This window comes from Streptomyces graminofaciens, from assembly GCF_030294945.1.
In the GTDB taxonomy this organism is placed as follows: Bacteria; Actinomycetota; Actinomycetes; order Streptomycetales; family Streptomycetaceae; genus Streptomyces; species Streptomyces graminofaciens.
The window spans coordinates 1,722,948-1,748,140 of sequence record NZ_AP018448.1 but is presented as its reverse complement, the minus strand read 5'-3'; the positions used below and the strand labels follow the sequence as shown (position 1 = coordinate 1,748,140).

Genomic DNA, 25,193 nt, shown 5'->3' with positions numbered 1-25,193 from the left:
TGTGGGGTGGTGCCGCGCCCTCCAGGGCGTCGGCGGCGCCCGCGGAAGGACGTCGCCCGTTGATCGAGTGGTGAGGGGCAGGGCACCGGCGTACGGTCGAACGGTGGACCCAGCAGTGGACGCACTCGTTCGCTGACCCCTCCGGAGGGCTCGACCTCCGAGAGTGCGAGACGCCATGAGCAGCAGACCGCAGCAGACTTCCGCGCCCCAGGACGCCACCGGGAAACCCGGCGGCGGCGGGAACGCGATGGCGCTGCTGGTCATCGCCTCGTGTCAGCTGATGGTGGTGCTGGACATCACCATCGTGAACATCGCCCTGCCGGACATCCAGCGGTCCCTGGACTTCTCCACCACCAGCCTGTCCTGGGTCGTCAACGCCTACACCCTGACCTTCGGCGGTCTGCTGCTGCTCGGCGGCCGGACCGGCGACATCCTCGGCAGACGGCGGGTCTTCATCTTCGGCATCCTGCTCTTCGTGCTGGCCTCCCTGCTCGGCGGGCTCGCCCAGAACGAGGCCCAACTCCTCGGCGCCCGCGCCCTCCAGGGCGTCGGCGGCGCCATCGCCTCCCCGACCGCCCTCGCCCTGATCAGCACGACCTTCAGCGAAGGCCCCGAACGCAACCGGGCGTTCGGGGTGTTCGCCGGAGTCTCGGCGGGCGGCGGCGCCATCGGACTGCTCGCGGGCGGCATCCTCGTCGAGTGGCTGAACTGGCGATGGGTGCTGTTCGTGAATGTGCCGATCGGGCTCCTCATCGCCCTGGCCACACCCCGCTGGATCAAGGAGTCCGAGCGGCACGCGGGCCACTTCGACATCGCCGGCGCACTGACCTCCACCGTGGGCATGGTCCTGCTGGTGTACGGGTTCATCAGGGCCGCCCAGGACGGCTGGCGAGACGCGCTCACGCTGGCCTCGTTCGCGGCGGCCGTCGTCGTCCTCGCCGTGTTCATCCTGGTCGAGAGGCGGTCCAGCCAGCCGATCACGCCCCTGCACATGTTCGCCGACCGTAACCGCGCGGGCACCTACGGCATGATGCTGAGCCTCGCCGCCGCGATCTTCGGCATGTTCTTCTTCCTCACGCTCTTCACCCAGAACGTGCTCGACTTCAGCCCGCTCGCCACCGGCTTCGCCTTCCTGCCGGTGAGTGCGGTCATCGCGGTCGGCGCCGGGCTGGCCTCACGGTTCCTGCCCGTGTTCGGCCCCAAGCCCTTCATGGTGGTGGGCGGGATCCTCGCGGCGGCGGGCCTCGCCTGGCTCACCCTGACCGACGTCCACTCCACCTACGCGGGCAGCGTCCTCGGCCCGATTCTCGTCTTCAGCCTCGGCATGGGCATGGAGTTCGTCTCGCTCACCCTGATGGCGCTCTCCAACGTCTCGAACGAGGAGACCGGCGCGGCCTCCGGGCTCCTCAACGCCACCCAGCAGGTCGGCGGCTCCCTCGGACTGTCCATTCTGGTCACGATGTTCGGTACGGCCAGCGCGAACGAGGCGGAGAAGCAGATTCCACAGTTCCTGGCGCAGGCGACCCCGGTCGAGCGCCTGCGCTTCCAGCGCACGGGGGAACTGCCGCCGCCCTGGGCCGACGAGGTCCTCACCGCGGGCGTCTCGGCCGCCTTCATCATGGCCGCGATCTTCGCGTTGATCGCCGCGCTCATCGCCGTGGTCGTCATCCAGGTCCGCCCCTCCGACCTGGAACGCCTCAAGGGCGGTATGGGCCCCGGCGGCCCGGTCTGACGTCCGGAGCCACACCGTCTCCAGCCACAATCGCGTCCGGGACGGACTCGGGCCGTACATCGGCGGCGACGACATGCCGTCGGCGATCTGCACGTCGAAGAGAGCCCGGCGGATCAGCCCCGTGACCCGCCGGCCCCTGCGTACGGCAGACGATCAGACCCGGTCGGCCACGATCATCAGGTACTGGAAGCTGCCGTTCGCGTAGGCGGACAGGAACGTGTCCTCGATGCCCGTGACCAGGTGATCGGCCTGCTTGCGCAGCTCCCAGTACGGGACGGTCGCGGCCGTGAGGTCCACCACGCGCACCGGTACGAGGCGGTTGCGGGCCATCGCCCTGAAGTACTCCGAGCGCGGGTGGATGTCGCAGATGTAGTGGGCGTTGATCAGGGACACCTCCCGGGACGCCCGCCCGTAGGTGTCGTTGTAGCAGCCGGTGATCGTCACATAGCGGCCGCCGCGGCGCAGCAGCCGGGCGTGCTCGGCGAACAGCAGCTCCAACTCGACGTACATCGTGGACTCGTTGTTCCACGACGCCGCGTACGCCCCGGACCGGAAACCGGTGTCGAGCATGTTGCGGTGGTGGTAGCGCACCTTGTCGTCGATGTCCCGCTTGCGGGCCTGCTCATTGGCGAACTCGGCCTGCTTGCGGGAGATCGTGACCCCGTCGGCGTGGCAGCCGTACCGCAGATGGGCCACGACACTGCCGCCGCCGCGCCCGCACCCGGCGTCGAAGACCCGGTCGGTGGGGGAGAGGGGGCCGAGGTGGCGGGCGAGCAGCTCGGCCTGGGCCTGTTCCAGGCGGTGCAGTTCGGCCGTGACACGGTCCCGGCGGCGCGCCGGTTCCGGGTCGTCGTCGAGCACGGACCAGTCGACGTCACCGACGCCGTAGTGATGGTGGTACAGGTCGTCGATCTTCCCGAGTTCCAGATTGACCGGGTTCTCCTCGGCGTTCCAGTACTCCGCGACGCGGGTCTGGTACGTGGACTGGGTGGGCCCGGGCGTGGTGGTGGCGGTCGTGGGGGCGGCGTCGATGATGGTCAACGAAGACTCCTCGTCAGGTCGTGGGGATGAGGTGGCCGGAACGCGTCACCAGTAGTCGGGCAGGCTGTAGCGGGCCGTGTTGGTGGCGTGCCACTCGTGGTTGCCGGCCACCCACGCGGCGAGTCCCTGCGCGTAGCGCTCGATCAGGGGCGAGCCGGCCGACAGGGCCGCGGACTCCTCCTCGAACGCCTCCATGATCCGGTTGTGGATCTCGACCGCCTTCAGATAGCCGGCCTTGAGCCCGCACCGCTCGTTGGCGGCGACGACCCTCGGCAGATTGAGGTGGTCCGGGTCGCTGGTCAGTTCCTTGGTGAAGGAGTACAGGTCGTTGACGATCGTGGACGCGTTCCCGGCCAGCGCGGTGATCCGCTGGACCTCGGGCCGGGCGTAGAGCGCCTCCGGCAGCTCCCAGCCGTCCACCGCGTCCACCACCGCCAGACAGGGCCGGAAGTTGTTGAACTGCCGCATCACCAGGTACTCCCACACCGTCGGCATGTGCCCGGTCTCGGCCCAGGCGGCCTCACCGAGATACCCCAGGTGCAGCCGGGCCAGATCATGGACGACCCGGTCGGTCTGGCTGGGCGTGGCGAGGACGGCGTAGTCCCGCAGCGCGTGGTGGTACGAGCGCAGCGGACCGTCGGCCCGTACACCCTGCCCCCACTCCTCCTCCATCCCGGGGGTGGCGTGCAGCGGGTCGAGCGCCGACTGGGCCATGACCAGCCGGCCGCCGAGGCCGCGCGGTGATCCGCCCTTGCCCTCGTCGACCTCGCAGTACACGTTGTCGACGAGGTGCTCGGCGAGCAGCAACTTGCCCGCCGCGGTGAGGTGTTCGAGTCCGGCCGCGCCCGGATGGGCGAGCACCACCGCCCGGCCCATCCCGAACTTCGCGAACTGCCCCTGCCACGCCGGAGGGAACAGGTCCAGCTTCTCGGCCCAGGCCGCCAGCCTGCGCTCGACCTCGGCGACCGTCGCCGGGTCGGCGGGCACCGCGGGCCGGTACCGCAGCCCGGGGATCGCCCCGCCGCTGCGGGCCCGCCGGGCACGGGCGGGACTCGGCGGCCCCGGCAGCCGGGTCGCGGACGCTGACGGCAGGCTCATTCCGGCACCCACCCGACCTGGACGTTCTCCAGGATTCCGGCGGCGTCGGGCACCAGGATGGCCAGCGAGTAGTAGGCCGTGACCAGGTAGTTCATGATCGCGGTGGTGTCGATGTTCATGAACCGCACGTTCAGGGAGGGCTCGTACTCCTCCGGGATGCCCGTCTGGTGCAGACCGACGACACCCTGGTCCTTCTCGCCGGTGCGGATCGCGATGATGCTGCTGGTGTGCTGCTGAGTGACCGGGATCTTGCCGCAGGGGAAGATCGGCACACCGCGCCACGCCGGCACCTCGTGCCCGTCGACGTTCGCCGTGCCGGGTACCAGACCGCGCCGGTTGCACTGCCGGAAGAAGGCGGCGATCGCCTTCGGATGGGCCAGGAACAGCTTGGTCCTGCGGCGCATCGACAGCAGTTCGTCCATGTCGTCCGGGGTGGGCGGCCCGGAGAAGGTGCTGATGCGCTGGCCGTAGTCGATGTTGTGCAGCAGCCCGAACTCGCGGTTGTTGACCAGCTCCCACTCCTGGCGTTCGCGGATCTCCTCGATGGTCAGCCGGAGTTGCTGTTCCGTCTGGTCCATCGGGTTGTTGTAGAGATCCGCGACCCGGGTGTGGACGCGCAGCACGGTCTGGGTGAGGGAGAGTTCGTACTCGCGCGGCGCGAGGTCGTAGTCGACGAAGCCGCCGGAGAGGGTCTGCTCGCCCACATGCCCGGCCTGTACGGGGACGTCGGCCTCGCCCCTGCGGTTCATGGGCCGGTTCTGCTGCTCCACGAAGGAGGCGAACTGGGCGGCGAGGGACGGGGTGCGGTCCACGAACGCCATCAGCGTGTCCCAGTTCAGGGCGAGGACCACACCCGCGGTCTCCGCCCGTACCGAACTGAGCCACAGTGGGTCGGCCTGGCCGATGGCCTCGTCGCCCATGCCGTCGCCGTCGGTGATGACGCCGAGGAGTTCCTGCTCGCCGTACTTGCCGACGGTGTACCGGGTGAAGCGGCCGTGCACGACGAGATACGCCTCGTTCACCGGTTGCCCGGCGTCGACCAGCACCTGCCCGGCGCGCACCTCCCGGACGCGGAACTTCGCGGAGATCTCCCTGAGGGCCGCCGTGTCGGTGTAGCCGCGCAGTGCCGGCAGTTCGGTGAGCGTCTCGGGGATGACCTTGATGTCGTCGGCGCCGTTCTGGTCGAACGTCACCCGGCCCCGGCCGACGCGGAGTTGGAGCCGGCGGTTGACCCGGTAGGTGCCGCCCTTGACGTCCACCCACGGCAGGTTCTTCAGCAGCCATCGCGAGGTGATGGCCTGCATCTGTGGTTCGGATTTGGTGGTGGTGGCGAGCTGTCGCGCCGCCCGGGTGCTGAGACTGGTGAACTGCGGCCCGTCGTCGACGATTCCGGAAGCGGGCTCTTCGGCGCTTTCGGAGGAGCTTCCGGCGGGGTTTACAGGGGCAGACACATTCCCTCCCGATAGGTGAGCGGACGTGCTGAAGTGCTGCGAACCGGCGTGTATCGAGGCGCACTTGGGCGCGAGCGGCACGTGTACGACGTGGTGGTGAACGGATCTCGTACGACGTGGCCGTGGACGGATCTCGTACGACTCGGTCGTGGACGGATTTCCGGGGCGATGGGGGCCGGGACGGCAGCGTGGTGGCGACGCGTGCTGTGGGCAGTGGTGCGTCGCAGGTAAAGCCAAACAGGCCCGGGTGGTGGTCGGGCACCGCGTGAAGGGGGCGTCTTCGCGTCGGGGAGGTGCGGAAACCACCAGGCGAGGCACATCCCCGGCCGGTGCACACTCCCGCGCCCGGGTGTCCGCCCCTGTGGTACCGGCGCGGAGGGAGCGCGAGTGCGTCAGACGGTGAAGGGCCGCCCCGGGAAAGGACGGCCCTCAGCGGGAAACCCCTCAGCTCACCAGCGCGGAAGCCGCCGCTCGTACCCCGGCTGGATCCGGCGCATATAGCCGGTGTCGTCGCGGTCGCGCATCCCCGAGTCGACGTACAGCCGGTGCAGTCGTTCGAGCACGTCGTGGTTCAGCTCGACCCCGAGGCCGGGCCCGGTCGGCACGCCGACCTCGCCGTCCCGCAGCTCCAGCGCGCCGGGGACGATCACGTCGTCCGCCGAGTTCCACGGGTAGTGCGTGTCGCAGGAGTGGTCGAGGTTGGGGATGGCCGCGGCCACATGGGTCATGGCGGCGAGGCTGATGCCCAGATGCGAGTTGGAGTGCATCGACAGGGTGAGCCCGAACGCCTCGCACACGGCGGCCAGTTCACGGGTGCGGCGCAGCCCGCCCCAGTAGTGGTGGTCGGTGAGCAGCACCTGGATCGCGTTCACCTCGACGGCGGGCCGCAGATGCTCCCAGGCGATCACGCACATGTTGGTGGCGAGCGGCATCGGCGAGTCCCCGGCGACCTCGGCCATCCCGGCGATGCCCTTGGTCGGGTCCTCCAGATACTCCAGCGCGCCGTCCAGCTCACGGGCGACGTACCGCGAAGTCTCCACCGTCCAGGCCGTGTTGGGGTCGAGCCGCAGCGGCTGCCCCGGGAAGGCCTCGGCGAGCGCCTTGATCGCGGCGATCTCCTCGTCCGGCGGGAAGACCCCGCCCTTGAGCTTGAACGAGCGGAACCCGTACCGCTCCTGCATCAGCCGGGCCTGCGCCACGATCCCGTCCGGGTCCAGGGCCTCGCCCCACTCGTCCCGTACGGCGGGGCGGCCGTCGAGCGCCGGGTGCTCGGCCCACTTGTAGAACAGGTACGCGGCGAACGGCACGGAGTCGCGGACCGCGCCGCCGAGCAGATCGACGACCGGGCGCCCGAGCAGCTTGCCCTGCGCGTCGAGGCAGGCCACCTCCACGGCCGAGGTGGTCCAGCCGCGCTCGTGCGAACTGGGCACGGTCGGCAGCAGGGCACTGTCGATCGCCGCGGCGACGGCGGTCGTGTCGAAGACGTCCATGCCGACGACGACCTTCGCGGCGGCCTGCAGCCGGTCGAGGCGCGCGGTGCCGCCCGGCGACTCCCCGAGGCCCACCGTGCCGTCCTCGAGGACCAGTTGGAGCACGATCCGCAGCGCGAGGGGTTCGTGGACGCCGTTGGAGTTGAGCAGCGGCGGGTCGTGGAAGGCGATCGGGGTGATGATCAGCTCCCGGACGCGGGTGTCGGACGTGCTCATGCCCGGACCACCTCCAGCCCGTGGTCGATCAGCTTCGACAGCCGGGCGATGTGCTCCGGGGTGGGGTCGACGAGCGGGGCCCGTACGCCGCCCACGTCGAGGCCGCGCAGGGCCACCCCGGCCTTGATCAGCGACACGGCGTATCCGGGGACCTCGTCGCGGAGTTCGACGAGCGGGCCGTAGAACTCGTCGAGGAGCGTGGCGACCAGGGCGTCGTCGCCCGCCCCGAGGGCCCGGTGGAAGGCGAGGGCGATCTCCGGGGCGAAGGCGAACACGGCGGAGGAGTACAGGCCGACGCCGATGCCCTGGTACGCGGGCGCGGTCATCTCGGCGGTGGGCAGCCCGTTGAAGAACTGGAAGTTCTCGGTGCCGGGCACCGCCCGTACGGCGCGCACGACGCGGTGCATCCGCTCGATGTCGCCGATGCCGTCCTTGAGGCCGACGACCCCGGGTAGGGCGGCGATCTCGGCGGCGGTGGCCGGGGAGAGCCGGGCGGTGCCGCGCTGGTAGAAGACGACGGGCAGGCCGGTGGCCTCCGTGACCTCTTGGACGTAGCGGACCAGCCCCTGCTGCGGGGCGCTCACCAGATACGGCGGCAGCAGCAGGACGCCGTCGGCGCCCGCGCGTTCGACCCGGGCCGCATGGTCCCGGGCGACCGGCGGCGGGCCCCCGGCGGCGGCCAGCACGGGCACCCGGCCGGCCGTCACCGTGACCGCGACCCGGGTGGCCCGCTCGATCTCGTCGGGGGTCAGGGCGTGGAACTCACCGGTGCCGCAGGCGACGAACACGCCCCCGGCACCGGCCGCGACGCCGGCCTCGATGTGCTGTGCGAGCCGTTCCTCGTCCAGCGAACCGTCCGATGCGAACGGCGTGACCGGGAAGAACAGCACTCCTTGGAACTTCATGTCTCCCTCAAACGTGGGGGGTCGGTCAGCCCTTGGTGGCGCCGGCGGCGATGCCGGTGACCAGCGAGCGCTGGAGGAGCAGATAGACGACAAGGCTGGGCAGGAGCGCGATGACCGCGCCGGCGAGGACGACTCCCGAGCCGACCTCGGGGTCGGTGCGCAGGATGGAGAGGGCCACGGTGACCGTGTAGTCGGTCGGGTCCTTGGCTGCGATCAGCGGCAGCAGGTACTGGTCCCAGATCATGATGAAGCCGAGGACACCGGCCACGCCGAGCGCGGGCCTGCACAGCGGCAGGACGACCTGCCACAGCATCCGCAGCTCGCCGACGCCGTCGAGCCGGGCCGCCTCCTCGATCTCGCTGGGGATGTCCTTCATGAACTCGGTCAGCAGCATCACCGAGAAGCCCCAGGCACCGAGCGGCAGGATGACGCCCCACACAGTGCCCTTCAGGTCGATGCCGACCACCGGGACATGCCCGAGGACCAGGGACAGCGGGATGGCGATGACCTCCTCGGGGAGCATCATCGTCAGCATGAACAGGGTCATGATCAGCGCCTGACCGCGGAACCTGTGCCGGGCCAGCGCGTAGGCGGCGAGCACGCACACCACGAGTTGGAGGAGCAGTCCGCCGCCCGCTATGACGAGCGAGTTGGTGAAGTAGTCCCAGATGCCGCGCTCCCCGGCCACCCGGAAGTTCAGCAACGTGCTGTCGTGCGGGAGGAAGGACAGCGACGAGCCGCTGGGGTGGGTGCTGAGGGCGCCGGAGAGGATGGTCAGGAAGGGCGCCGCGAAGACGCCGAGCGCGAGCGCGCACAGCAGGATCCGCAGGGCCCAGGAGACGCCGGGCCGGTCGTTCCAGCCGAGCGCGGTGTCGAAACGGGCGGGCGTCGTACGGGCCGGTTTGCCGGACCGCCTGGACGCGGTGGCGGAGACCTCTTCGGACGTGGCCTGGACGGGGTCGAGGGCGGGTGCGCTCATCGCACGTCTCCCCTCTTGCGGAAGTAGTTGACGCAGACGGTGAGCAGCAGCGTCACCGCGAGCAGGACGACGGAGGCCGCCGACGCGCCGCCGATGTCGTTGCGGGTGAAGCCGAGGGTGTAGGCGCGGGTCATCCAGACCTCGGTGGACCCGGCCGGGCCGCCGCCGGTGAGGACGTACACCTCCGTGAACACGCGCAGCCCACGGATGGCGGCCAGCGTGAGGACGATGCCGATGGCCGGGCGGATCGCGGGCAGGGTGATGTGGCGAAGCCGCTGCCACAAGGACACCCCGTCCATCGCGGCCGCCTCGTACAACGTGCGGTCCACGCCAGCGAGTCCGGCCAGGATGATCACCATGTTGTACGGGGCGACCATCCAGATGCCCATGGCCATCGTCGCCCAGAGCGCGGTGTCCGGGTTGTCGAGGAACGGCGTCGGGCCGAGGCCGAGGAAGCCGAGGGCGCTGTTCACGAGGCCGTCGGAGGTCGGGTAGTACATCAGTCGCCACAGCTCGCCGACCACGGCGGTCGCGGTGACGACCGGCAGGAAGACGGCCGTGCGGATGATCTTCAGTGAGCGGGCCTGGCCCTCAAGGAGCACCGCGAGGACGAAGCCGACGACGATCGCGCCGAGCGACTGGCCGATGCCGAGGACGAGCGTGTGGCCCACCGCGTCCTGGAAGCGGTGGTCCGTCAGGACCCGGGTGTAGTTGTCGAGGCCGACCCACTTGTCACCGAGGAACGGCCGTACGTCGAAGAAGCTGAGCCAGATGCCCTTGCCCATCGGCACGAACTTGAAGACGAGGGCGAGCAGCAGGCCGGGGGCGAGGAACAGCCAGGGGAGGACGGCCCTCCTGGCGAGGACCCGCTTGGCGAGCGCTCTGCGCCGGTCCGGCGCGATGGTGGTCGCGGTCATTTCAACAGGTCCTGGTCCGTGAGGTCACCGGCGAGGGTGTCGTTGAGTTCCTTCAGGGAGGAGCGGACGTCGCTGCCGCAGTACGTGAAGACCGCGTTGAGGGCGTCGGCGGTGTCCTGCTTGATCGGCGCGAAGTCGGGCGCGTTGGGGAACTGCTCGGAGGCGTTCTCGTACGCCTTCTGCACGACGCTCCAGCGCGGGTCGTCGCGCACCTGGGCCGCGTCGAGCGTGGAGTTGACGGGGATGCGGACCACGGGCTGGTTCTTGCCCGTCATGGCGAGCCGTTGGCCCTCGGGGGAGATCAGGAACGCGGCGAGGGCCCGCTCCTGCTTCGCCTTGCCGGTCCTGGCGCCGAAGTAGACGTTCTCGCCGTCGGCCAGCACGGTGGACCCGGCGGGGCCCGCCGGGAACGGGACGACCTCGAACTTGTCCTTGCCGGGCGTCGTGTCGTAGGTGGCGATGTTGTACGGGCCGGTGAGGTACATCCCGGCGTTGCCGTCCTGGAAGTTGGTGGCCGTGCCGGTGACGGCGCTGATGGCGCCGGGCTGGATGACACCGTTGTCACCGCAGAAGAGGTTGTCCTTCATCCAGGTGACGGTGCGCACGGCGGCGGTCGAGTCCATGGCGGGGCGGTAGCCCCTGCCGTCCGGCTCGATGATCTTCGCGCCCCCGGACCAGAGGAAGCTGGAGCCCCACCAGGCGGCGTAGCCGTTCTGGGCGCTGCCGGGGACGACCATGCCGTAGGTGTCCTTCTTGCCGTCGCCGTCCGGGTCACGGTCGGCGAAGGCCTTCGCGACGCGGAGCATCTCCTGCCAGGTCGTGGGCGCTTCGAGGCCGAGCTTCTTCAGCCAGTCCTTGCGGATCATCAGGGTCTGGGCCTGACGGGAGTACGGGATGCCGTAGTGCTCGCCGTCGAGGCCCACGGTGGAGGACCAGCTCTTGTCGGTGATCTGGTCGTGGCCCTCGATGGTGTCGGGGTCGATGGGCTTGAGCAGGCCCTGGCTCTGGTAACTGCCCATCAGCGCCGTGTCGTTGATCATCACGTCTGGGAGGTCCTTGGTGGAGGCCCGGCTCTGGAGCTGCTGGTCGAAGTTGATGACCGGCTGGTAGTCGATCTTGATTCCGGTCTTCTCGGTGAAGGCGGCGAACACCCGCTCGTACGTGGCGGCCGGGTCCGGATTGCTCCGGGTCCAGACCTCCAGCGTGTTCGGGTCGTCGCTCCCGGCGCTGTCGGACCCCGACCCGCAGGCCGCCGCTCCGAATGCGAGCCCCGAGACGGTGATCATGGCGGCCAGGCGGCGACTTCGTCGGCGAACGCCCATGGGCACACTCCGTTGTTCATCCGGGCCGTACACCCGGCTGTTCATATCCGTGAACGCATTTCACGGATCTAAATGATCGGTCAAGCTACGGATCGTTTCCTCGGCATGTCAAGACATGGGTCGGAGTTTTCACCGGCGCCACACACGGGCGTGCGGGATGCTGGTGGGCGGCTGTGGCATGGGATCTGGAGGTGTGCCCCGTGGCCGATCGCACGGCACCCGGTGCCCTGGCGGCGCGACTCACCGGCCGCCTCGCGACGGGCGAACGCCGCCTGTCCGGGACGCTCGCCGAAGTCACCCTCGACGACGGCCGAGTGGTCGTCGTCAAGCTCGGCGACGGCCCTCGCGCGGCCCAGGCGGAGGTGGCGGGGCTGCGCTGGCTGGCCGAGGCGGGCGCGGTCCACGTCCCGACGGCGTACGGCCACGACGGGGGCCGGCTGGTGATCGACCGGGTGACGCAGGGGGCACCGAGTGCCGCGGCGGCGGTCCGTTTCGGCGGCGCCCTGGCCGTCCTGCACGCCGCCGGTGCGCCCGCCTTCGGCGCTCCGCCGCCGGGCGGCCCGAGGGAGGCGTACATCGGGCGGGCCCCGATGCGGAACGTCTCCGGCGCCGACTGGCCCGGCTGGTACGCCGAGCACCGCGTGCTGCCCTATCTGCGCCGCGCGGTCGACGACGGCACGATCCGCCCGGCCGAGGCGGCTCTGGTCGACCGCGTCTGTGAGCGTCTGCCCGAGCTGGCGGGCCCCGCGGAGCCGCCCGCCCGGCTGCACGGCGACCTGTGGAACGGCAACGTGCTCTGGGGCGCCGACGGCCGGGCCTGGCTGATCGACCCCGCGGCACACGGCGGCCACCGCGAGACCGACCTGGCGATGCTCGCCCTCTTCGGCTGCCCCCACCTGGACCACGTCCTGGACGGCTACCGGCGGACGGCACCCCTCGCCGCAGGCTGGGCCGACCGCGTCGGACTGCACCAGCTCTTCCCGCTGCTCGTGCACGCGGCGCTGTTCGGGCGGGGATACGCGGAGCAGGCGCTCGCGGTGGCACGGGCGACCCTCGCGCGGTGAGGCGATATGCCATGGGTCGGGCCCGTACATATGACACCGGGAGGCGCCGTGTGGCGCCTCCCGGTGGAAGTCGAGGGCGAGGAGAGCGAAGGTGCTGGATTCATTTGGAGTGAAGTGAGAAGGAAGCCCCTTCATGGCCTCGCCACGGGCCACGTTAGCAGTCAGCCCGGGATCAGGTCGCGCAGATTTTCGAGGGTGATGATCCGGGAGTCCGGGTGCAGCCCCTCGGGCCGTTCGAGACCGATGTAGGTGACCGGCTCGTCCGGAACCGGCGCCCCGTCCCACAGCTCCACGTCCGTCGCGTCGCCGGACATCAGGTCGACGAGGTACGACACCGTCAGCTGCTCGCGCTCCACGATGCCGCGCACGACCGTCGCCGTCGACACCTGGTTCTCCTCGACCCGGTTGCCCGAGGAGATCCCCCGCAGATACAGATGCAGCCACTTCGCACGCCACCGGCCGTCGTCCCCGCGCCGGAACACCAGCGGCAGCGCGACCCGGCCCGGCCCGCGCAGCTCCGACTTCATGCGCACCGTACGCGGCTCGAACGGACGGCCCTTCTGCTCGCCGTCCCGCACCATGAACCCGAAGAACGACTCCTCGACCTGCTCGAAGCCCTCCCCGGCGTAGATGTTGACCTGCGGAACGATGAACGTGCCCCGCACGCGGGCCAGATTCAGGTTGATGAACTCCGAGGCCCCGTCCGGTGCCTCGGTGATGTCACCCGAGTGCTTGCCCCCGACGTTCGTGAGCTCGGTGTAGGAGAGCCAGGCGTCCGTGCGGTAGTCATCGTGGAGCATCAGCGCCGACAGGTCGTAGTCGGTCCGGTACTGGGCCTGCTTCCAGTACGTGAAGAAGCGCAGCAGCTCACCGTCGACCACGGACACGGAGCCCCGGGGAAGCACGCCGAGCCCGGCCGCCGTCGCCCTGCCGCTGAGCGGCAGCGCCACGTCCAGGACGTCCGGGTCGACCAGCAGCCGGCCCGGCGCCGGAAGACGGCGTCGTATCTCGGCGTCGAGGACGGCGATCAGACGCTCGCGGTCCTCGGCCGGTACGGCCGGCCGGTGGTCGGGGGTGGCCCAGGCGCGGCCCTGGCGGTTGACGAACATCCGCTGCTCACCGGTCTCCCGGTCACGGTTGTGGAGGTGCTCGCGGACCGCCAGGACGACCCGGCCGGACACCCGGGGAGCGAACTCCTCCACGGCGGCCACCACCGCGTCCCGCTGCTCCTGGTCGGCGGCGATGCGCAGCAGATGGTCCAGGGCGCGGAACAGCTTGCCCGGAGAGGCCTTGAGCAGTGCCAGCCCACCGGGGACGTCGAACTCGGCGAGCCGTTCCTGGACCCGGCCGTCGAAGGACCGCGCCTGCTTCTCGCCGCGCGCGACGGCGAACACCTCGACGGCGTGCGGCAGCCGGGCACGGAACTCGTGCGGGTGCAGCCGCTCGCCGAGCCGCTTGAACGCCTCGCGATGCGCGTGCACATCACTGAGCTTGGCGGGGGAGCCGGCCACCACCGACTCCAGGCCCGTCATCAGCGCACGCCGGACCGGACGCGACAGCTTCCGGAACCGGGTCGGCTCCTGCAGGGTCACATCACCGTCCGACAGCGCGCACGCCAGCCGCAGGACATCGGTGACGGTGTCCAGCAGCAGGTCCGCGCCGACGCCGAGACGGGCCGCGTTGACCTGGGCGCGGTTCTCCCGGACCGGGATCTCCTCCGGCTGCGGGCCGTGCGCACAGTGCTCGGCGAGGGTTCCCAGGTCACTGAGGTGCTCCTCGCCCAGCGGGGTCTTGCTGCCCGCCAGCGCCAGGTACAGGGCGGTGACCTCGTCCTCCGGGGGGCCGCCCGCGTGCAGCACCGTCAGCCGGTCGCCCGCCGAGGCGATCAGCTCGTCCTGCACCGCGAGCATCTCCTCGTAGGTGTGCTGGTACCTGCCGTACGTCGGCAGGCTCAGCAGGTTCAGCACCCCGCGCGCCAGCTGGGAGAGCACGTTGCCGCGCGACTTGCTGTCGCGGAGCGCCTCGGCGACGCAGCGCGCCCAGAACTCCTCGGTGGCCGGCACCTTCGCCGGGAAGTCGATGAAGTAGGAGTTGTGCCGGACGTGGTCGCCGACCATCTCGCGCACGGTGCCCAGCGTCCGCCTGGCGATGCCGAGGACCGCCTTCTCGGACAGCCCCGACAGGCGCTCCAGCAACTCCGCCGACAGCTTGAACCCCACGGACATCAGCACGGCGTCGAACTGCCGTGCCGCGACGCCGCCCCGCCCGGCCGGTCCCTCGGGGAGGGGGAGGCGATGGGTGTGGCGAATGATCAGAGGTTCGATGACCAGGGATTCGATGCTGTGGGTCATCTGCGGATGATCGCAGAGCCGGACGAGCAGACGCACGGGACTTTTCGCCGCTCCCCGAGCCTCTGCCTAAAACTCTCGATGGATTGCCTAAGGCTTTTAGGCAACTCCATAATGGGTTTCAGCGAAAGAGGGGAAGGCCATGGTGCGCGTAGGACTGACCACGGAACGCCTGGTCCAGGCAGGCGCCGAGCTGGCCGACGAGGTCGGGTTCGAGCAGGTGACCGTCTCGGCTCTCGCCCGGCGGTTCGACGTCAAGGTCGCGAGCCTGTACGCGCATGTGAAGAACTCCCACGACCTCAAGACCCGGATCGCCCTGCTGGCCCTGGAGGAACTCGCCGACCGGGGCGCCGTAGCGCTGGCCGGCCGCGCGGGCAAGGACGCCCTGGCCGCGCTGGCGAACGTCTACCGCGACTACGCCCACGAGCACCCCGGCCGCGCCACCGCCGCCCGGCTGCGGCTCGACCCCGAGACGGCCGCCGCCGGCGCGGGCGTCCGGCACGCCCGGATGACCCGGGCGATCCTGCGCGGCTACGACCTGAGCGAACCGGACCAGACGCACGCGGTCCGGCTGCTGGGCAGCTTCTTCCACGGCTACGTCAGCCTCGAACTCGGCGGCGGCTTCAGCCACAGCCTCCCCGAATCCGAGGAGACCTGGACCCGGATGCTGGACGCCCTCGACGCGCTGCTGCGCAACTGGCCGCCCCCTCCCGTCCCTCTGCCGTGACCGCCCCGCCCCTCCCACTCCATGACCCACAGGTGAGACATGCAGACGAACCCCCACTGGATCACCACCCCCATCACGGCCGACCTCCTGCGCGGCGCCCTCGACCTGGAGCGCACCGAGCACGGCCTACTGCCGCACCGGCTGCCCGCCCGTGCCCGCGCCCAGTGCGCCGACCCCCAGCTCGCCATGGCCGAGACCCAGCCCTCCGGCGTACGGCTGGCCTTCCGCACCTCGGCCACCGCCGTCGAACTGGACACGCTGCCCACCAAACGGAACTACACAGGGGCCCCGCCCCGCCCGGACGGCGTGTACGAGCTGCTCGTCGACGGACGCCCGGCCGGGCAGGGCACGGTCACGGGCGGAAACGTCATGACCATCGACATGACCGCCGGGACGGCCGAGCACCGGCCCGGCCCGCCCGGCACCCTCCGCTTCACCGGCCTGCCCGACGGCGTCAAGAACATCGAGATCTGGCTGCCGCACAACGAGAACACCGAACTCGTCGCCCTGCGCACCGACGCCCCCGTCGAGCCCGCCCCGGACAGCGGCCGCCGGGTGTGGCTGCACCACGGCAGCTCGATCAGCCACGGCTCTGAGGCCGCGACCCCCACGACCACCTGGCCCGCGCTCGCCGCCGCCCTCGGCGGGGTGGAGCTGATCAACCTGGGGTTCAGCGGCAGCGCCCTGCTCGACCCGTTCACCGCCCGCACCGTGCGGGACACCCCCGCCGACCTGATCAGCCTCAAGCTCGGCATCAACGTGGTCAACCACGACGTGATGCGGCTGCGCGCCTTCGGCCCCGCCGTCCACGGCTTCCTCGACACCATCCGCGAAGGCCACCCGACCACACCGCTGCTGGTCGTCTCGCCCCTCCTGTGCCCCATCCACGAGGACACGCCCGGCCCCTGCGCCCCGGACTTCAGCAACATCAGCAAGGGAGAGTTCAAGTTCCGGGCCCTGGGCGACCCGGCGGAACGCGCGAGCGGCAAGCTCACCCTGCGTGTCATCCGGGACGAGCTGGCCCGGATCGTGGCCCAGCGGCAGGCCGAGGACCCGCACCTGCACCACCTCGACGGCCGCGACCTCTACGGCGAGGCCGACTCCGCCGAACTGCCGCTGCCGGACGACCTGCACCCGGACGCCGCCACCCATCGCCGTATCGGCGAACGCTTCGCCGAGCGGGTCTTCGGCGCCAAGGGCGTCTTCGCGGACGGCAAGCCCTGACCTGGGCGGGCCGCGCCGCCCCAAGAGGGGGGCGCGGCCCGTGGCCGGACCCTAGACCTGCGCGTACGCCTCCAACCTCCGCCGCGCGTGCGCCAGGAACCCCTCCAGCGCCAGGTCGAAGGCGCTGTCCGCGCGCTCGTCGCCCGCCGCGTCCAGAGCCTCCGCCAGATGCGGGGTGGCGGAGGCGTCCTCGATCTCCCACATGGCCACAGGGGCGGTGAGATCCAGGGCCGAGCCCAGGACCAGGTTCTCCAGCGCGACGAGCGTCGGCATGACGTCCGGCAGCGGGAAACCCGCGTCGAGGAGCAGTGTGACCGCCCGCTCGTACTGTTCGAGAACGTGCGAGGCCCGTACCGGAGACGTCATCAGCAGCGGAATCGTCCGCGGATGGGCCGCGAACGCGGCGCGGTAGGAGCGCGCCCAGGTCGCCAGGGCCGTGTCCCAGGGGCGCAGATCCAGGGCGGTCACGTCGATGCCCTCCGTGACCCGCTCCCGCAGCAGCTCGACGATGCCGTCCCGGCCGTCCACGTGGTGATACACCGAACCGGTCTGCACCCCGAGCCGCCGCGCGATCTGCGGAACGCTGAACTCGCCCTGCGCGTCGACGAGTTCCAGCGCGGTCGTGGTGATGCGCTCCCGGTCGAGCAGAGGCGTGCGCGGCCGTCCCATGGTGTCCGTCCCCTTCAGGTTCTTCCCGGCAGTCCGAGTCGGGGTCTTCCCAGCAGTCCCGGGTGAAGGCTACATTGCGAAAACCGAAAGCCTTTAGGTTTACGGGCTCAGGTCACCCCCGCACGCCCCGGTACCCTCGTCCCCGCAAGCAGCCAGAAGGGCTTTCCCTCATGACTGTCACCCCCTCCGCGCCCAGCGCGGGCCCGGCCGAGACCACCACGGCCGCCGCCACCTCCCTCCGCTCAGGTTCCCTCGGCACCACCGACATCGCCTTCTTCGTCGTCTCCGCCGCGGCCCCGCTCACCGTGATGGCCGGCGTCGCCCCGCTCGCGATCCTGATGGGCGGCATAGGCGCCCCCGTCGGCTATCTCCTCGCCGGGCTCACCCTCGCCGTCTTCGCCGTCGGCTTCACCACCATGAGCCGCCACGTCCGCAGCGCCGGCGCCTTCTACGCCTACATCACCCGGGGCCTCGGCCGCCGGGTCGGCATCGGCGCCGCGCTCCTCGCGCTGATCGGCTACAACGGCATGGAGATCGGCGTCTACGGCCTCCTCGGCACCGCCACCCGGGACACCGTCCACTCCCTGTTCGGCGCGAACATCCCCTGGCTGCCCGTCTCCCTGGTGGGCCTGCTGGTCATCGGCTACGGCGGCTACCGCTCCATCGATTTCGGCGCCAAGGTCCTCGGCGTCCTGCTCGTCGCCGAGACCGGCATCCTCGTCCTGCTCGCCGGGGGAGTGCTGATCAAGGGCGGCGCCCACGGACTCTCCCTCGCCGCCTTCTCGCCGGGCAACGTGTTCGTGCCGGGCATGGTGGCCGTCCTGGCCTTCGCGTTCGCCGCGTTCACCGGCTTCGAGTCGACCGTCATCTACCGCCGCGAGGCCCGCGACCCGTCCCGCACGGTGCCACGCGCCACCTACCTCGCCATCGGCTTCCTCGGCCTGTTCTACGCGTTCATCGTGTGGATCGCGATCCAGGCCTTCGGCGACGCCCAGGTCATCGCCGCGGCCGGCGCCGACCCGGCGGGCCTGTTCTTCTCCGCCATCACGACGTTCGTCGGCCCCTGGGCGGCCGACCTGATGCGCGTCCTCATCGTCACCAGCGTTCTCGCCTCCCTCCTCGCCTTCCACAACGCCATCAACCGCTACGGCCTCGCCCTCGCCGAGGAGGGAATCCTCCCCAAGGCCGTGGCCCGCATCCACCCGCGCCACCGCTCCCCGTACGTGGCGGGCCTCGCCCAGACCGTCCTGGGCGCGATCGTCGTCGTCGCCTTCGCCGCGGCCGGCGCCGACCCGTACATGCAACTGCTGCTGTGGGTGAACACCCCCGGCATGCTGGCCCTGATGCTGCTGCAACTGCTCGCCGCGCTCGCCGTCCCCTTCTACTTCCGGCGCATCATCCACGGCGAGGGCGCCCTGCGCACGGTCGTCGCCCCCGTCGCCGCGGCGGTGCTCCTCACCGGCGCCATCTGGCTGGTGGTCTCCCACCTCGACCAGTTCACCGGCGCCTCCACGGCGGTCAACACCCTCCTCGCGGCCATCGTCCCGGCCGTCCTCGCCATCGGCCTCGTCCTCGCATGGTGGCTGCGCCGCGCCCGCCCCGCGGTCTACGCGAACTTCGCCGCCGAACCACCGGCCGAAGCCGACGCGTGACATCCGACGCCCAGCCGGCCGCCGCACCACCCCACCGCTCCGAGGAGACTCCCGCATGCCCACCGCCGACCTCGTCATCACCGGCGCCCACGTCCGTACCCTCGACCCGGAGCGGCCGTACGCCTCCGCGGTCGCCGTACGCGGCGGACTGATCGCCGCCGTCGGTGAGGCGGCGGACGCACGGGACTGGCGCGGACCCGGCACCGAGGTCGTGGACCTGGGCGGCGGCCACCTGGTGCCGGGCCTGGTGGACAGTCACAGCCACCCCGTGTGGGGGCTGGACATGGCCACCGGGCTCGACCTCGCCGCCGTACGCGACCTCGACGGACTACGGGCCGCGCTCACCTCGGCGGAACGTGTCGACGGCTGGGTCACCGGCTACGGCCTGGACCACAACGTCTTCGGGGGGCGGCCCGTCGACCGGGCCCTCGTCGAGGACGTACTGGACGGGGCACCCGCCTTCCTGCGCTTGTACGACGGCCACTCCGCACTCGCCACCGGGGCCGCCCTGAAGGCCGCAGGCATCACCGGGCCGCGTGCCTTCGCCCAGCGCTCGCACCTCGCCGTCGACACCGACGGACGGCTGACCGGACACCTCGTCGAACATGCCGCGATGGACCTCGTCACGCCGGTGCTGCCCCGGCCGTCGTACGCCGAACGCCGCGCCCGGCTGGTCGAGCTGCTGGCCGCCATGGCGGCCACCGGGCTCACCGGGGCCCATGTCATGGACCTCGGCGATCCCGACCTGGTGGGCGCGGTCGCCGAGGAGTCGGTGCTGCCGCTGCGGCTGCGCTTCGCGCCCTGGTGCATGCCCGGCGCCGACGAGGAGGCACTGGACGAACTCGTCGCGCTCCAGGGCCGGGGCGGGCGGCACTGGCGGATCGGCGGGGTGAAGTTCTTCATGGACGGCACCGTCGAGGGCGGCACCGCCTGGCTGGACCACCCCGACTGTCACGGCCAGGGCACCGACGCCTTCTGGCCCGACCCGGCCGAGTACAGCGCCGCCGTACGCCGACTGCACCGCGCCGGCGTACGGACGGCGACCCATGCGATCGGCGACGCCGCCGTGCGCCACGTCCTCGACACCGTCGCCTCCCTCGGCCCCGGTGGGCGCCTCGCCCACCGCGTGGAGCACATCGAGTCGGTCCCCGACGACCTCGTGGCCCGCTTCGCCGAGGTCGGCGTCATCGCCTCCATGCAGCCCCCGCACTCCGACTACACCCGGGCCGACCTCTCCGACGAGTGGTCCGTACGGCTCGGCGAGGAGCGCGCCGCACGGGCCTGGCGGCTGCGGGACCTGTGGGACGCGGGCGCGGTCGTCGCGCTCGGCTCGGACTGGCCCATCGCCCACCACGACGTCCGGGCCGTCCTCGCCACCGCCCGTACGCCGAGGGGCGCGGCGTCCTCCCGGGCCGGGCTGACGGGGATCCAGGCGCTGGAGGGCTGCACCAGCCATGCGGCGCTCGCCGCGGGTGAGGCGACTGCCTCCGGCCGTATTGCCGAAGGGTTCAGGGCGGACCTCACCGCGCTGGGCGTCGACCCGGTGGACGCGGGGGCGGACGAGGTTCGTGAAGCGCCGGTGTTGCTTACCGTGACGGGGGGACATGTTGCGCACCGGGGGCTCTGAGAGACCTCCTGGGGCCAAGGCATCAGGCGCCGGACCTCCGTAGGTCCTTGACCCCTGAGCTTGCAGACCGACCGTTCCAGGGACTCCGGGGCGACCACGGCCACCTCCACAGTGATGCCCACACCGTCCTTGACGGCCTGGGCGATCACCGAGGTGGCCGCCGCCCGCTGCTCGGGACCGGCGCCCGGTCGTGCCTCGACGGGGACCGTCATGTGGTCGATACGCCCTCGTCGCGTCAGCTGGATCTGGTCGCGTCAGCTGATCTAAGAGTGCGGGGCGACACCGGGCGTACGCAGCACGATCATCGAGAACTCTCCCTCGTCGTCGCCGGGGTCGCGAGTGCCCCGGGGGTCCGGCGCGCCGACGGTGAGACGTCAGCCGAACCACCCGGGAGGTCTGTGGGCCTCGTAAGCCGTCCCAGACGCCTGCTCCATGACCTTGTGAGCCGACCGAACATTCGGTCAGTGTGCGGCACGGCACAGTAATCCAGTCGTTCCGCCCCCTGTCAAGGGGTGGTTCGCGTCGAGGATTCCCCATGTCCGACGAGGCCGCCAGGTGTGCCGGGGTCCCGGGCTGCGCCGCCGCCGACGCCCGTGGCCGCAGTTCTGGCCCAGCTTTCAGGCCTCGGTCCGGTCCTCTGGCCTCGCCCTCTGTCACATGCGTGGGACGGACCTGATCGCCGTCCCGGTCGAAGGATCCGCGCCAGAGGTCTTGCCCGGTCGAGCCAAACGCGCCACACTGGTACCGAACGAATGGTCGGTAGGGAAGCTGGTATCGATGACCACGACACACTCCGCCGAGGCCGGGCCGGAGGCCGAGGACGCGCTGTCGGCGCACTTCGACGCGACGATCGCCCGTGACCAGCGGATCGAGCCGCGCGACTGGATGCCGGACGGCTACCGCAAGACGTTGATCCGGCAGATCGCGCAGCACGCGCACTCGGAGATCATCGGCATGCAGCCGGAGGGCGAGTGGATCACCAAGGCGCCTTCGCTGCGCCGCAAGGCGATCCTCTTCGCCAAGGTCCAGGACGAGGCCGGTCACGGGCTGTACCTGTACTCGGCCGCCGAGACCCTCGGCGCCGACCGCGCGGACCTCACCGAGCGGCTGATCGAGGGCCGCCAGAAGTACTCGTCGATCTTCAACTACCCGACGCCGAGCTTCGCCGACGTCGGCGTGATCGGCTGGTTCGTGGACGGCGCCGCGATCTGCAACCAGGTGCCGCTGTGCAGGTCGTCCTACGGGCCGTACGCGCGGGCGATGGTGCGGATCTGCAAGGAGGAATCCTTCCATCAGCGGCAGGGCTTCGAGCTGCTGATGACGATGATGCGCGGCACCGACGAGCAGCGGGCGATGGTCCAGGACGCGGTGGACCGCTGGTGGTGGCCGTCGCTGATGATGTTCGGCCCGCCCGACGACGCCTCGCCCAACTCGGCGCAGTCCATGGCCTGGAAGATCAAGCGGCACAGCAACGACGAACTGCGCCAGCGCTTCGTCGACATGACCGTCCCACAGGCCGAGAAGCTCGGCGTCACCCTGCCCGACCCGGACCTGCGCTGGAACGAACAGCGCGGCCATCACGACTTCGGCACCCCCGACTGGGACGAACTGAAGCGCGTGATCACGGGCGACGGACCGTGCAACGACCAACGGACGGAACGGCGCAGGACCGCCCACGAGGAGGGCGCCTGGGTGCGCGAGGCGGCCACCGCCCACGCGGCCAAGCAGAGCGAGCGAGCCCGGAAGGGGACGGCGGCATGAGCGGCACGAACAAGGGCGACTGGCCGCTGTACGAGGTGTTCGTGCGCGGCAAGCGCGGGCTCAACCACGTCCACGTGGGCTCGCTGCACGCCGCCGACGACCGGATGGCGCTCACCCACGCCCGTGACCTGTACACCCGGCGCAACGAGGGCGTCTCGATCTGGGTGGTGCGCAGCGAGCACATCGCCGCCTCCACCCGCGACGAGAAGGACCCCTTCTTCGCGCCCAGCGCCGACAAGGTGTACCGCCACCCGACCTTCTACGACATCCCCGACGATGTCCCGCACATCTGAGGAGCAGGGCATGAGTGACGACCACGTCTACCTGACCCTCGCCGAGGGACATGAGGACGACGCCCGCTGGGCCTACGGCACCGGCTTCGAGGACCCCCTGCACGGCGTGGACACCACCGTGCCCGAGGGCGTCGACACCGGCCGGCTCGCCGCGGACTGCGTGGCCCTCGCCGACGACGCCCTGGTCTCCGCCCAGCGGCTCGCCGAGTGGACGACTCGCGCCCCCGAACTGGAGGAGGAGGTGGCCCTCGCCAACATCGGCCTTGACCTCCTCGGCCAGGCCCGGCTCCTGTACTCCCGCGCCGGTCAGGTCGACGGCACCGGCCGCGACGAGGACGCGTACGCCTACTTCCGCGACGCCGACGACTTCCGCAACGTACGCCTGGCCGAACTCCCCAATGGTGACTTCGCGTTCTCCGTCGTCCGGCTGCTGATTCTCGCCAGCTGGCGACTCGCCCACTTCGAGCGGCTCGCCGGCCACACCGACCCGGTCCTGTCGGCGATCGCCGCGAAGGGCGTCAAGGAACTGACGTACCACCGGCAGTACGCGGCCGAGTGGGCCGTACGCCTCGGTGACGGCACCGAGGAGTCGCACCGGCGGATGCGGAAGGCACTGGAACAGGTCGCCCCGTACGTCGGCGAGTTGTTCACGGCGTACGACGTACGGGACGACGTGGTCGCTGTGCTGCGCCAGGTCACCGAGGCCGCCGGACTGCCGATGCCCGTGTACCGGCCGGCGTCGGGCGCGGGACGTGCGGGCGACCACACCGGGCATCTCGTCCCGCTGCTCGCCGAGCTGCAGAGCGTCGCCCGCGCCCACCCGGAGGCGACATGGTGACCACCACACCGCTCGACGCCCGGCGCGCCCGGCACATCGCCGAGCAGGTGCCCGACCCCGAGCTGCCGATGCTCACCCTCGCCGACCTCGGCGTCCTGCGTGGGGTCGAGGTCACCGACGACGGCACGGTAGTCGCGAGCCTCACGCCCACGTACTCGGGCTGCCCGGCCATGGCCGAGATGCGCGCCGACGTGGCTGCGCGGCTCGGCGCGGCCGGGTACGACCGGGTGGAGATCCGCACGGTCCTGCACCCGCCCTGGACCAGCGACTGGATCACCCCGGCAGGCCGCCGCAAGCTCTCCGAGCACGGCATCGCCCCGCCCGGAGCGGCCCCGCGCGGCCCCGTCACGCTCACGCTCTCACCCATCCGGCGCACGGTCCCGTGCCCCCGCTGCGGCTCGGCGGACACCGAGGAGACCTCCCGCTTCGCCGCCACGTCCTGCAAGGCCCTGTGGCGCTGCCGCGCCTGCCGCGAGCCGTTCGAGTACGTCAAGGAGATCTGATGGAAGGCCTCAAGGAAGAGTCGACGGGAGGCCTGCGGGAGGAGTCGGCGGGCGGCGTGAGGGAAGCGCCGAGAGCCGAGCCGACGGCCGTGTCCGCTCCCGCTGCTCGCCCCCGTACCCGTCGCCGCCCCTCCTTCCACCCCCTCCGCGTGGCCGCCGTGCAGCCGCTGTGCGGTGACGCGGCGGCCGTCAGCTTCACGATCCCGGACGAGCTGGCCGAGGAGTTCGACTTCGCGCCCGGCCAGTCGCTCACCCTGCGCCGCGAGATCGACGGGCGGGACGAGCGCCGCTCCTACTCGATCTGCTCACCCGCCGGTTCCGTGCCGCGCATCGGCGTACGGGTCGTGCCGGGAGGCCTGTTCTCGGAGTGGCTGGTCAAGGGCGTGCGCCCCGGCGAGACCGTCGAGGTGATGGCCCCGACCGGCGCCTTCACCCCCGACCTCACCACCCCCGGCGACCACGTCCTGATCGCGGCCGGCTCCGGCATCACCCCCATGCTGTCCATCGCCGAGTCCGTCCTCGCCGCCGACGACCGCTCGACCGTCACCCTCTTCTACGGCAACCGGCGCACCGACACGGTGATGTTCGCCGACGAGCTCGCCGACCTGAAGGACCTGTACCCGACCCGGTTCCAGCTCGCCCATGTGCTGTCCCGGGAACCCCGCGAGGCCGAGCTGCTCTCCGGGCGCCTCGACGCCGGGCGACTCTCGGCGCTGATCGGCTCCCTCGTCGACGTCACGGCCGCCGACCACTGGTGGCTGTGCGGCCCCCACGGCATGGTCCGCGACGCCCAGCAGGTCCTCACCGGCCTCGGCGTGCCCGCCGACCGCGTCCACCAGGAGCTGTTCTACGCCGACGACGAACCCGTACGCGAAGTCCGCCACGACGAGGCCGCCGTCGAGGGACCCGTCAGTGAGGTCACCATCACCCTCGACGGCCGCTCCACGACCTCCGCGCTCTCCCGCGACCGGTCCATCCTCGACGGGGCCCAGCGCACCCGCCCCGACCTGCCCTTCGCCTGCAAGGGCGGCGTCTGCGGCACCTGCCGCGCCCTCGTCACCGACGGCAAGGCCGACATGCGCCGCAACTTCGCCCTGGAGAAGAGCGAGGTCGACGCGGGCTACGTCCTGACCTGCCAGTCGTACCCGGTCTCCGAGACGCTCACGGTCGACTTCGACAGCTGAGGCACTGCTCGGGCGCCTACGCGGGCCGGACCAGCCCCACGTCGAACGCCTCGCCGCGGGCCCCGGCCATCGCGGTCGCACCTCGTGCTCGCGCTGGGTGAGACCGGCGAGCCGGGGTTCCTGCTCGGGTGCGCGGCCGGGGAGGTGGCTGG

At 71.1% G+C, this 25,193-nt stretch carries 21 protein-coding genes and 1 pseudogene; 11 read left to right on the top strand and 11 right to left on the bottom strand.

Going from position 1 to position 25,193, the window contains the following annotated elements:
• Window positions 1-247: 247 nt before the first annotated feature.
• Window positions 248-1,732: an MFS transporter gene (locus SGFS_RS07600; RefSeq protein ID WP_286259845.1), complete on the top strand. Its 1,485-nt coding sequence runs from the start codon at window positions 248-250 to the stop codon at window positions 1,730-1,732.
• 153 nt (window positions 1,733-1,885) lie between these two features.
• Here SGFS_RS07600 and SGFS_RS07595 read toward each other — a convergent pair whose 3' ends face one another.
• From SGFS_RS07595 to SGFS_RS07560, 8 genes are all read right to left on the bottom strand, one after another.
• A complete protein-coding gene (locus SGFS_RS07595) occupies window positions 1,886-2,764 on the bottom strand; it encodes a geranyl diphosphate 2-C-methyltransferase (RefSeq protein WP_434028187.1) in 879 nt (292 codons plus the stop codon).
• Between the two features lie 54 nt (window positions 2,765-2,818).
• Window positions 2,819-3,871 (bottom strand): family 2 encapsulin nanocompartment cargo protein terpene cyclase, encoded by a 1,053-nt coding sequence (locus SGFS_RS07590; protein ID WP_286248750.1) that lies wholly within the window; start codon window positions 3,869-3,871, stop codon window positions 2,819-2,821.
• Window positions 3,868-5,322: a family 2B encapsulin nanocompartment shell protein gene (locus SGFS_RS07585; RefSeq protein WP_286248748.1), complete on the bottom strand. Its 1,455-nt coding sequence runs from the start codon at window positions 5,320-5,322 to the stop codon at window positions 3,868-3,870. Before SGFS_RS07585 ends, SGFS_RS07590 begins: the two co-directional genes overlap by 4 nt.
• 449 nt (window positions 5,323-5,771) lie before the next feature.
• Window positions 5,772-7,028 carry a glucarate dehydratase family protein gene (locus tag SGFS_RS07580; protein ID WP_286248745.1) on the bottom strand — a complete coding sequence of 419 codons (1,257 nt, stop codon included), beginning with the start codon at window positions 7,026-7,028 and terminating at the stop codon, window positions 5,772-5,774.
• Window positions 7,025-7,933, bottom strand: coding sequence for a 5-dehydro-4-deoxyglucarate dehydratase (locus SGFS_RS07575; protein ID WP_286248744.1), 909 nt, complete (start codon window positions 7,931-7,933; stop codon window positions 7,025-7,027). Before SGFS_RS07575 ends, SGFS_RS07580 begins: the two co-directional genes overlap by 4 nt.
• Window positions 7,934-7,958: 25 nt before the next feature.
• Complete coding sequence (locus tag SGFS_RS07570) at window positions 7,959-8,912, bottom strand: carbohydrate ABC transporter permease (protein WP_286248742.1); 954 nt, start codon at window positions 8,910-8,912, stop codon at window positions 7,959-7,961.
• Window positions 8,909-9,829, bottom strand: coding sequence for a carbohydrate ABC transporter permease (locus SGFS_RS07565; RefSeq protein ID WP_286248740.1), 921 nt, complete (start codon window positions 9,827-9,829; stop codon window positions 8,909-8,911). The genes SGFS_RS07570 and SGFS_RS07565 overlap by 4 nt, the downstream gene beginning before the upstream one ends.
• Complete coding sequence (locus SGFS_RS07560; protein WP_286248738.1) at window positions 9,826-11,151, bottom strand: sugar ABC transporter substrate-binding protein; 1,326 nt, start codon at window positions 11,149-11,151, stop codon at window positions 9,826-9,828. The genes SGFS_RS07565 and SGFS_RS07560 overlap by 4 nt, the downstream gene beginning before the upstream one ends.
• Window positions 11,152-11,351: 200 nt before the next feature.
• Between SGFS_RS07560 and SGFS_RS07555 the strand changes: the two genes are divergently transcribed.
• Entirely contained in the window at window positions 11,352-12,215 is an 864-nt protein-coding gene (locus SGFS_RS07555; RefSeq protein WP_286248720.1) for a fructosamine kinase family protein, read from the top strand.
• Window positions 12,216-12,376: 161 nt separating this feature from the next.
• Here SGFS_RS07555 and SGFS_RS07550 read toward each other — a convergent pair whose 3' ends face one another.
• Entirely contained in the window at window positions 12,377-14,566 is a 2,190-nt protein-coding gene (locus SGFS_RS07550) for a TerD family protein (protein ID WP_286248718.1), read from the bottom strand.
• A 139-nt stretch (window positions 14,567-14,705) separates the two neighbouring features.
• On the opposite strand from SGFS_RS07550, the gene SGFS_RS07545 reads away from it, so the two are divergent.
• Both SGFS_RS07545 and SGFS_RS07540 read left to right on the top strand, forming a co-directional pair.
• A complete protein-coding gene (locus tag SGFS_RS07545) occupies window positions 14,706-15,290 on the top strand; it encodes a TetR/AcrR family transcriptional regulator (protein ID WP_286248717.1) in 585 nt (194 codons plus the stop codon).
• A 39-nt stretch (window positions 15,291-15,329) separates the two neighbouring features.
• Window positions 15,330-16,514 (top strand): GDSL-type esterase/lipase family protein, encoded by a 1,185-nt coding sequence (locus SGFS_RS07540; protein WP_286248715.1) that lies wholly within the window; start codon window positions 15,330-15,332, stop codon window positions 16,512-16,514.
• A gap of 51 nt (window positions 16,515-16,565) precedes the next feature.
• Here SGFS_RS07540 and SGFS_RS07535 read toward each other — a convergent pair whose 3' ends face one another.
• Complete coding sequence (locus SGFS_RS07535; RefSeq protein WP_286248714.1) at window positions 16,566-17,183, bottom strand: TetR/AcrR family transcriptional regulator; 618 nt, start codon at window positions 17,181-17,183, stop codon at window positions 16,566-16,568.
• A gap of 170 nt (window positions 17,184-17,353) precedes the next feature.
• On the opposite strand from SGFS_RS07535, the gene SGFS_RS07530 reads away from it, so the two are divergent.
• On the top strand, window positions 17,354-18,835 hold the full coding sequence (locus SGFS_RS07530; protein ID WP_286248712.1) for an APC family permease: 1,482 nt from the start codon (window positions 17,354-17,356) through the stop codon (window positions 18,833-18,835).
• A 55-nt stretch (window positions 18,836-18,890) separates the two neighbouring features.
• Complete coding sequence (locus SGFS_RS07525) at window positions 18,891-20,462, top strand: amidohydrolase (RefSeq protein ID WP_286248710.1); 1,572 nt, start codon at window positions 18,891-18,893, stop codon at window positions 20,460-20,462.
• Between the two features lie 22 nt (window positions 20,463-20,484).
• Here SGFS_RS07525 and SGFS_RS07520 read toward each other — a convergent pair.
• Window positions 20,485-20,764, bottom strand: a pseudogene (locus SGFS_RS07520) (phenylacetate--CoA ligase); the annotation flags it as partial.
• A gap of 475 nt (window positions 20,765-21,239) precedes the next feature.
• Between SGFS_RS07520 and paaA the strand changes: the two are divergent.
• Genes paaA through paaE form a run of 5 tightly spaced genes read left to right on the top strand, consistent with a single transcriptional unit; the run spans window position 21,240 to window position 25,041 of the window.
• Window positions 21,240-22,223 (top strand): 1,2-phenylacetyl-CoA epoxidase subunit PaaA, encoded by a 984-nt coding sequence (gene paaA, locus SGFS_RS07515; RefSeq protein ID WP_286248708.1) that lies wholly within the window; start codon window positions 21,240-21,242, stop codon window positions 22,221-22,223.
• Window positions 22,220-22,516: a 1,2-phenylacetyl-CoA epoxidase subunit PaaB gene (paaB, locus tag SGFS_RS07510; protein ID WP_286248705.1), complete on the top strand. Its 297-nt coding sequence runs from the start codon at window positions 22,220-22,222 to the stop codon at window positions 22,514-22,516. The genes paaA and paaB overlap by 4 nt, the downstream gene beginning before the upstream one ends.
• A gap of 10 nt (window positions 22,517-22,526) precedes the next feature.
• Window positions 22,527-23,354, top strand: a complete 828-nt coding sequence (paaC, locus tag SGFS_RS07505; RefSeq protein ID WP_286248702.1) for a 1,2-phenylacetyl-CoA epoxidase subunit PaaC — start codon at window positions 22,527-22,529, stop codon at window positions 23,352-23,354.
• Complete coding sequence (paaD, locus tag SGFS_RS07500; RefSeq protein WP_286248698.1) at window positions 23,348-23,857, top strand: 1,2-phenylacetyl-CoA epoxidase subunit PaaD; 510 nt, start codon at window positions 23,348-23,350, stop codon at window positions 23,855-23,857. Before paaC ends, paaD begins: the two co-directional genes overlap by 7 nt.
• Complete coding sequence (gene paaE, locus SGFS_RS07495) at window positions 23,857-25,041, top strand: 1,2-phenylacetyl-CoA epoxidase subunit PaaE (protein ID WP_286248696.1); 1,185 nt, start codon at window positions 23,857-23,859, stop codon at window positions 25,039-25,041. The genes paaD and paaE overlap by 1 nt, the downstream gene beginning before the upstream one ends.
• Window positions 25,042-25,193: the final 152 nt, after the last annotated feature.

Coding starts and splice junctions, on each gene's coding strand:
- SGFS_RS07600 (WP_286259845.1), top strand. CDS start 248: ATGGCGCTGCTGGTCATCGCCTCGTGTCAGCTGATGGTGGTGCTGGAC.
- SGFS_RS07590 (WP_286248750.1), bottom strand. CDS start 3,871: ATGAGCCTGCCGTCAGCGTCCGCGACCCGGCTGCCGGGGCCGCCGAGT.
- SGFS_RS07580 (WP_286248745.1), bottom strand. CDS start 7,028: ATGAGCACGTCCGACACCCGCGTCCGGGAGCTGATCATCACCCCGATC.
- SGFS_RS07575 (WP_286248744.1), bottom strand. CDS start 7,933: ATGAAGTTCCAAGGAGTGCTGTTCTTCCCGGTCACGCCGTTCGCATCG.
- SGFS_RS07570 (WP_286248742.1), bottom strand. CDS start 8,912: ATGAGCGCACCCGCCCTCGACCCCGTCCAGGCCACGTCCGAAGAGGTC.
- SGFS_RS07565 (WP_286248740.1), bottom strand. CDS start 9,829: ATGACCGCGACCACCATCGCGCCGGACCGGCGCAGAGCGCTCGCCAAG.
- SGFS_RS07560 (WP_286248738.1), bottom strand. CDS start 11,151: ATGGGCGTTCGCCGACGAAGTCGCCGCCTGGCCGCCATGATCACCGTC.
- SGFS_RS07550 (WP_286248718.1), bottom strand. CDS start 14,566: ATGACCCACAGCATCGAATCCCTGGTCATCGAACCTCTGATCATTCGC.
- SGFS_RS07545 (WP_286248717.1), top strand. CDS start 14,706: ATGGTGCGCGTAGGACTGACCACGGAACGCCTGGTCCAGGCAGGCGCC.
- SGFS_RS07540 (WP_286248715.1), top strand. CDS start 15,330: ATGCAGACGAACCCCCACTGGATCACCACCCCCATCACGGCCGACCTC.
- SGFS_RS07535 (WP_286248714.1), bottom strand. CDS start 17,183: ATGGGACGGCCGCGCACGCCTCTGCTCGACCGGGAGCGCATCACCACG.
- SGFS_RS07530 (WP_286248712.1), top strand. CDS start 17,354: ATGACTGTCACCCCCTCCGCGCCCAGCGCGGGCCCGGCCGAGACCACC.
- SGFS_RS07525 (WP_286248710.1), top strand. CDS start 18,891: ATGCCCACCGCCGACCTCGTCATCACCGGCGCCCACGTCCGTACCCTC.
- paaA (WP_286248708.1), top strand. CDS start 21,240: ATGACCACGACACACTCCGCCGAGGCCGGGCCGGAGGCCGAGGACGCG.
- paaB (WP_286248705.1), top strand. CDS start 22,220: ATGAGCGGCACGAACAAGGGCGACTGGCCGCTGTACGAGGTGTTCGTG.
- paaC (WP_286248702.1), top strand. CDS start 22,527: ATGAGTGACGACCACGTCTACCTGACCCTCGCCGAGGGACATGAGGAC.
- paaD (WP_286248698.1), top strand. CDS start 23,348: ATGGTGACCACCACACCGCTCGACGCCCGGCGCGCCCGGCACATCGCC.
- paaE (WP_286248696.1), top strand. CDS start 23,857: ATGGAAGGCCTCAAGGAAGAGTCGACGGGAGGCCTGCGGGAGGAGTCG.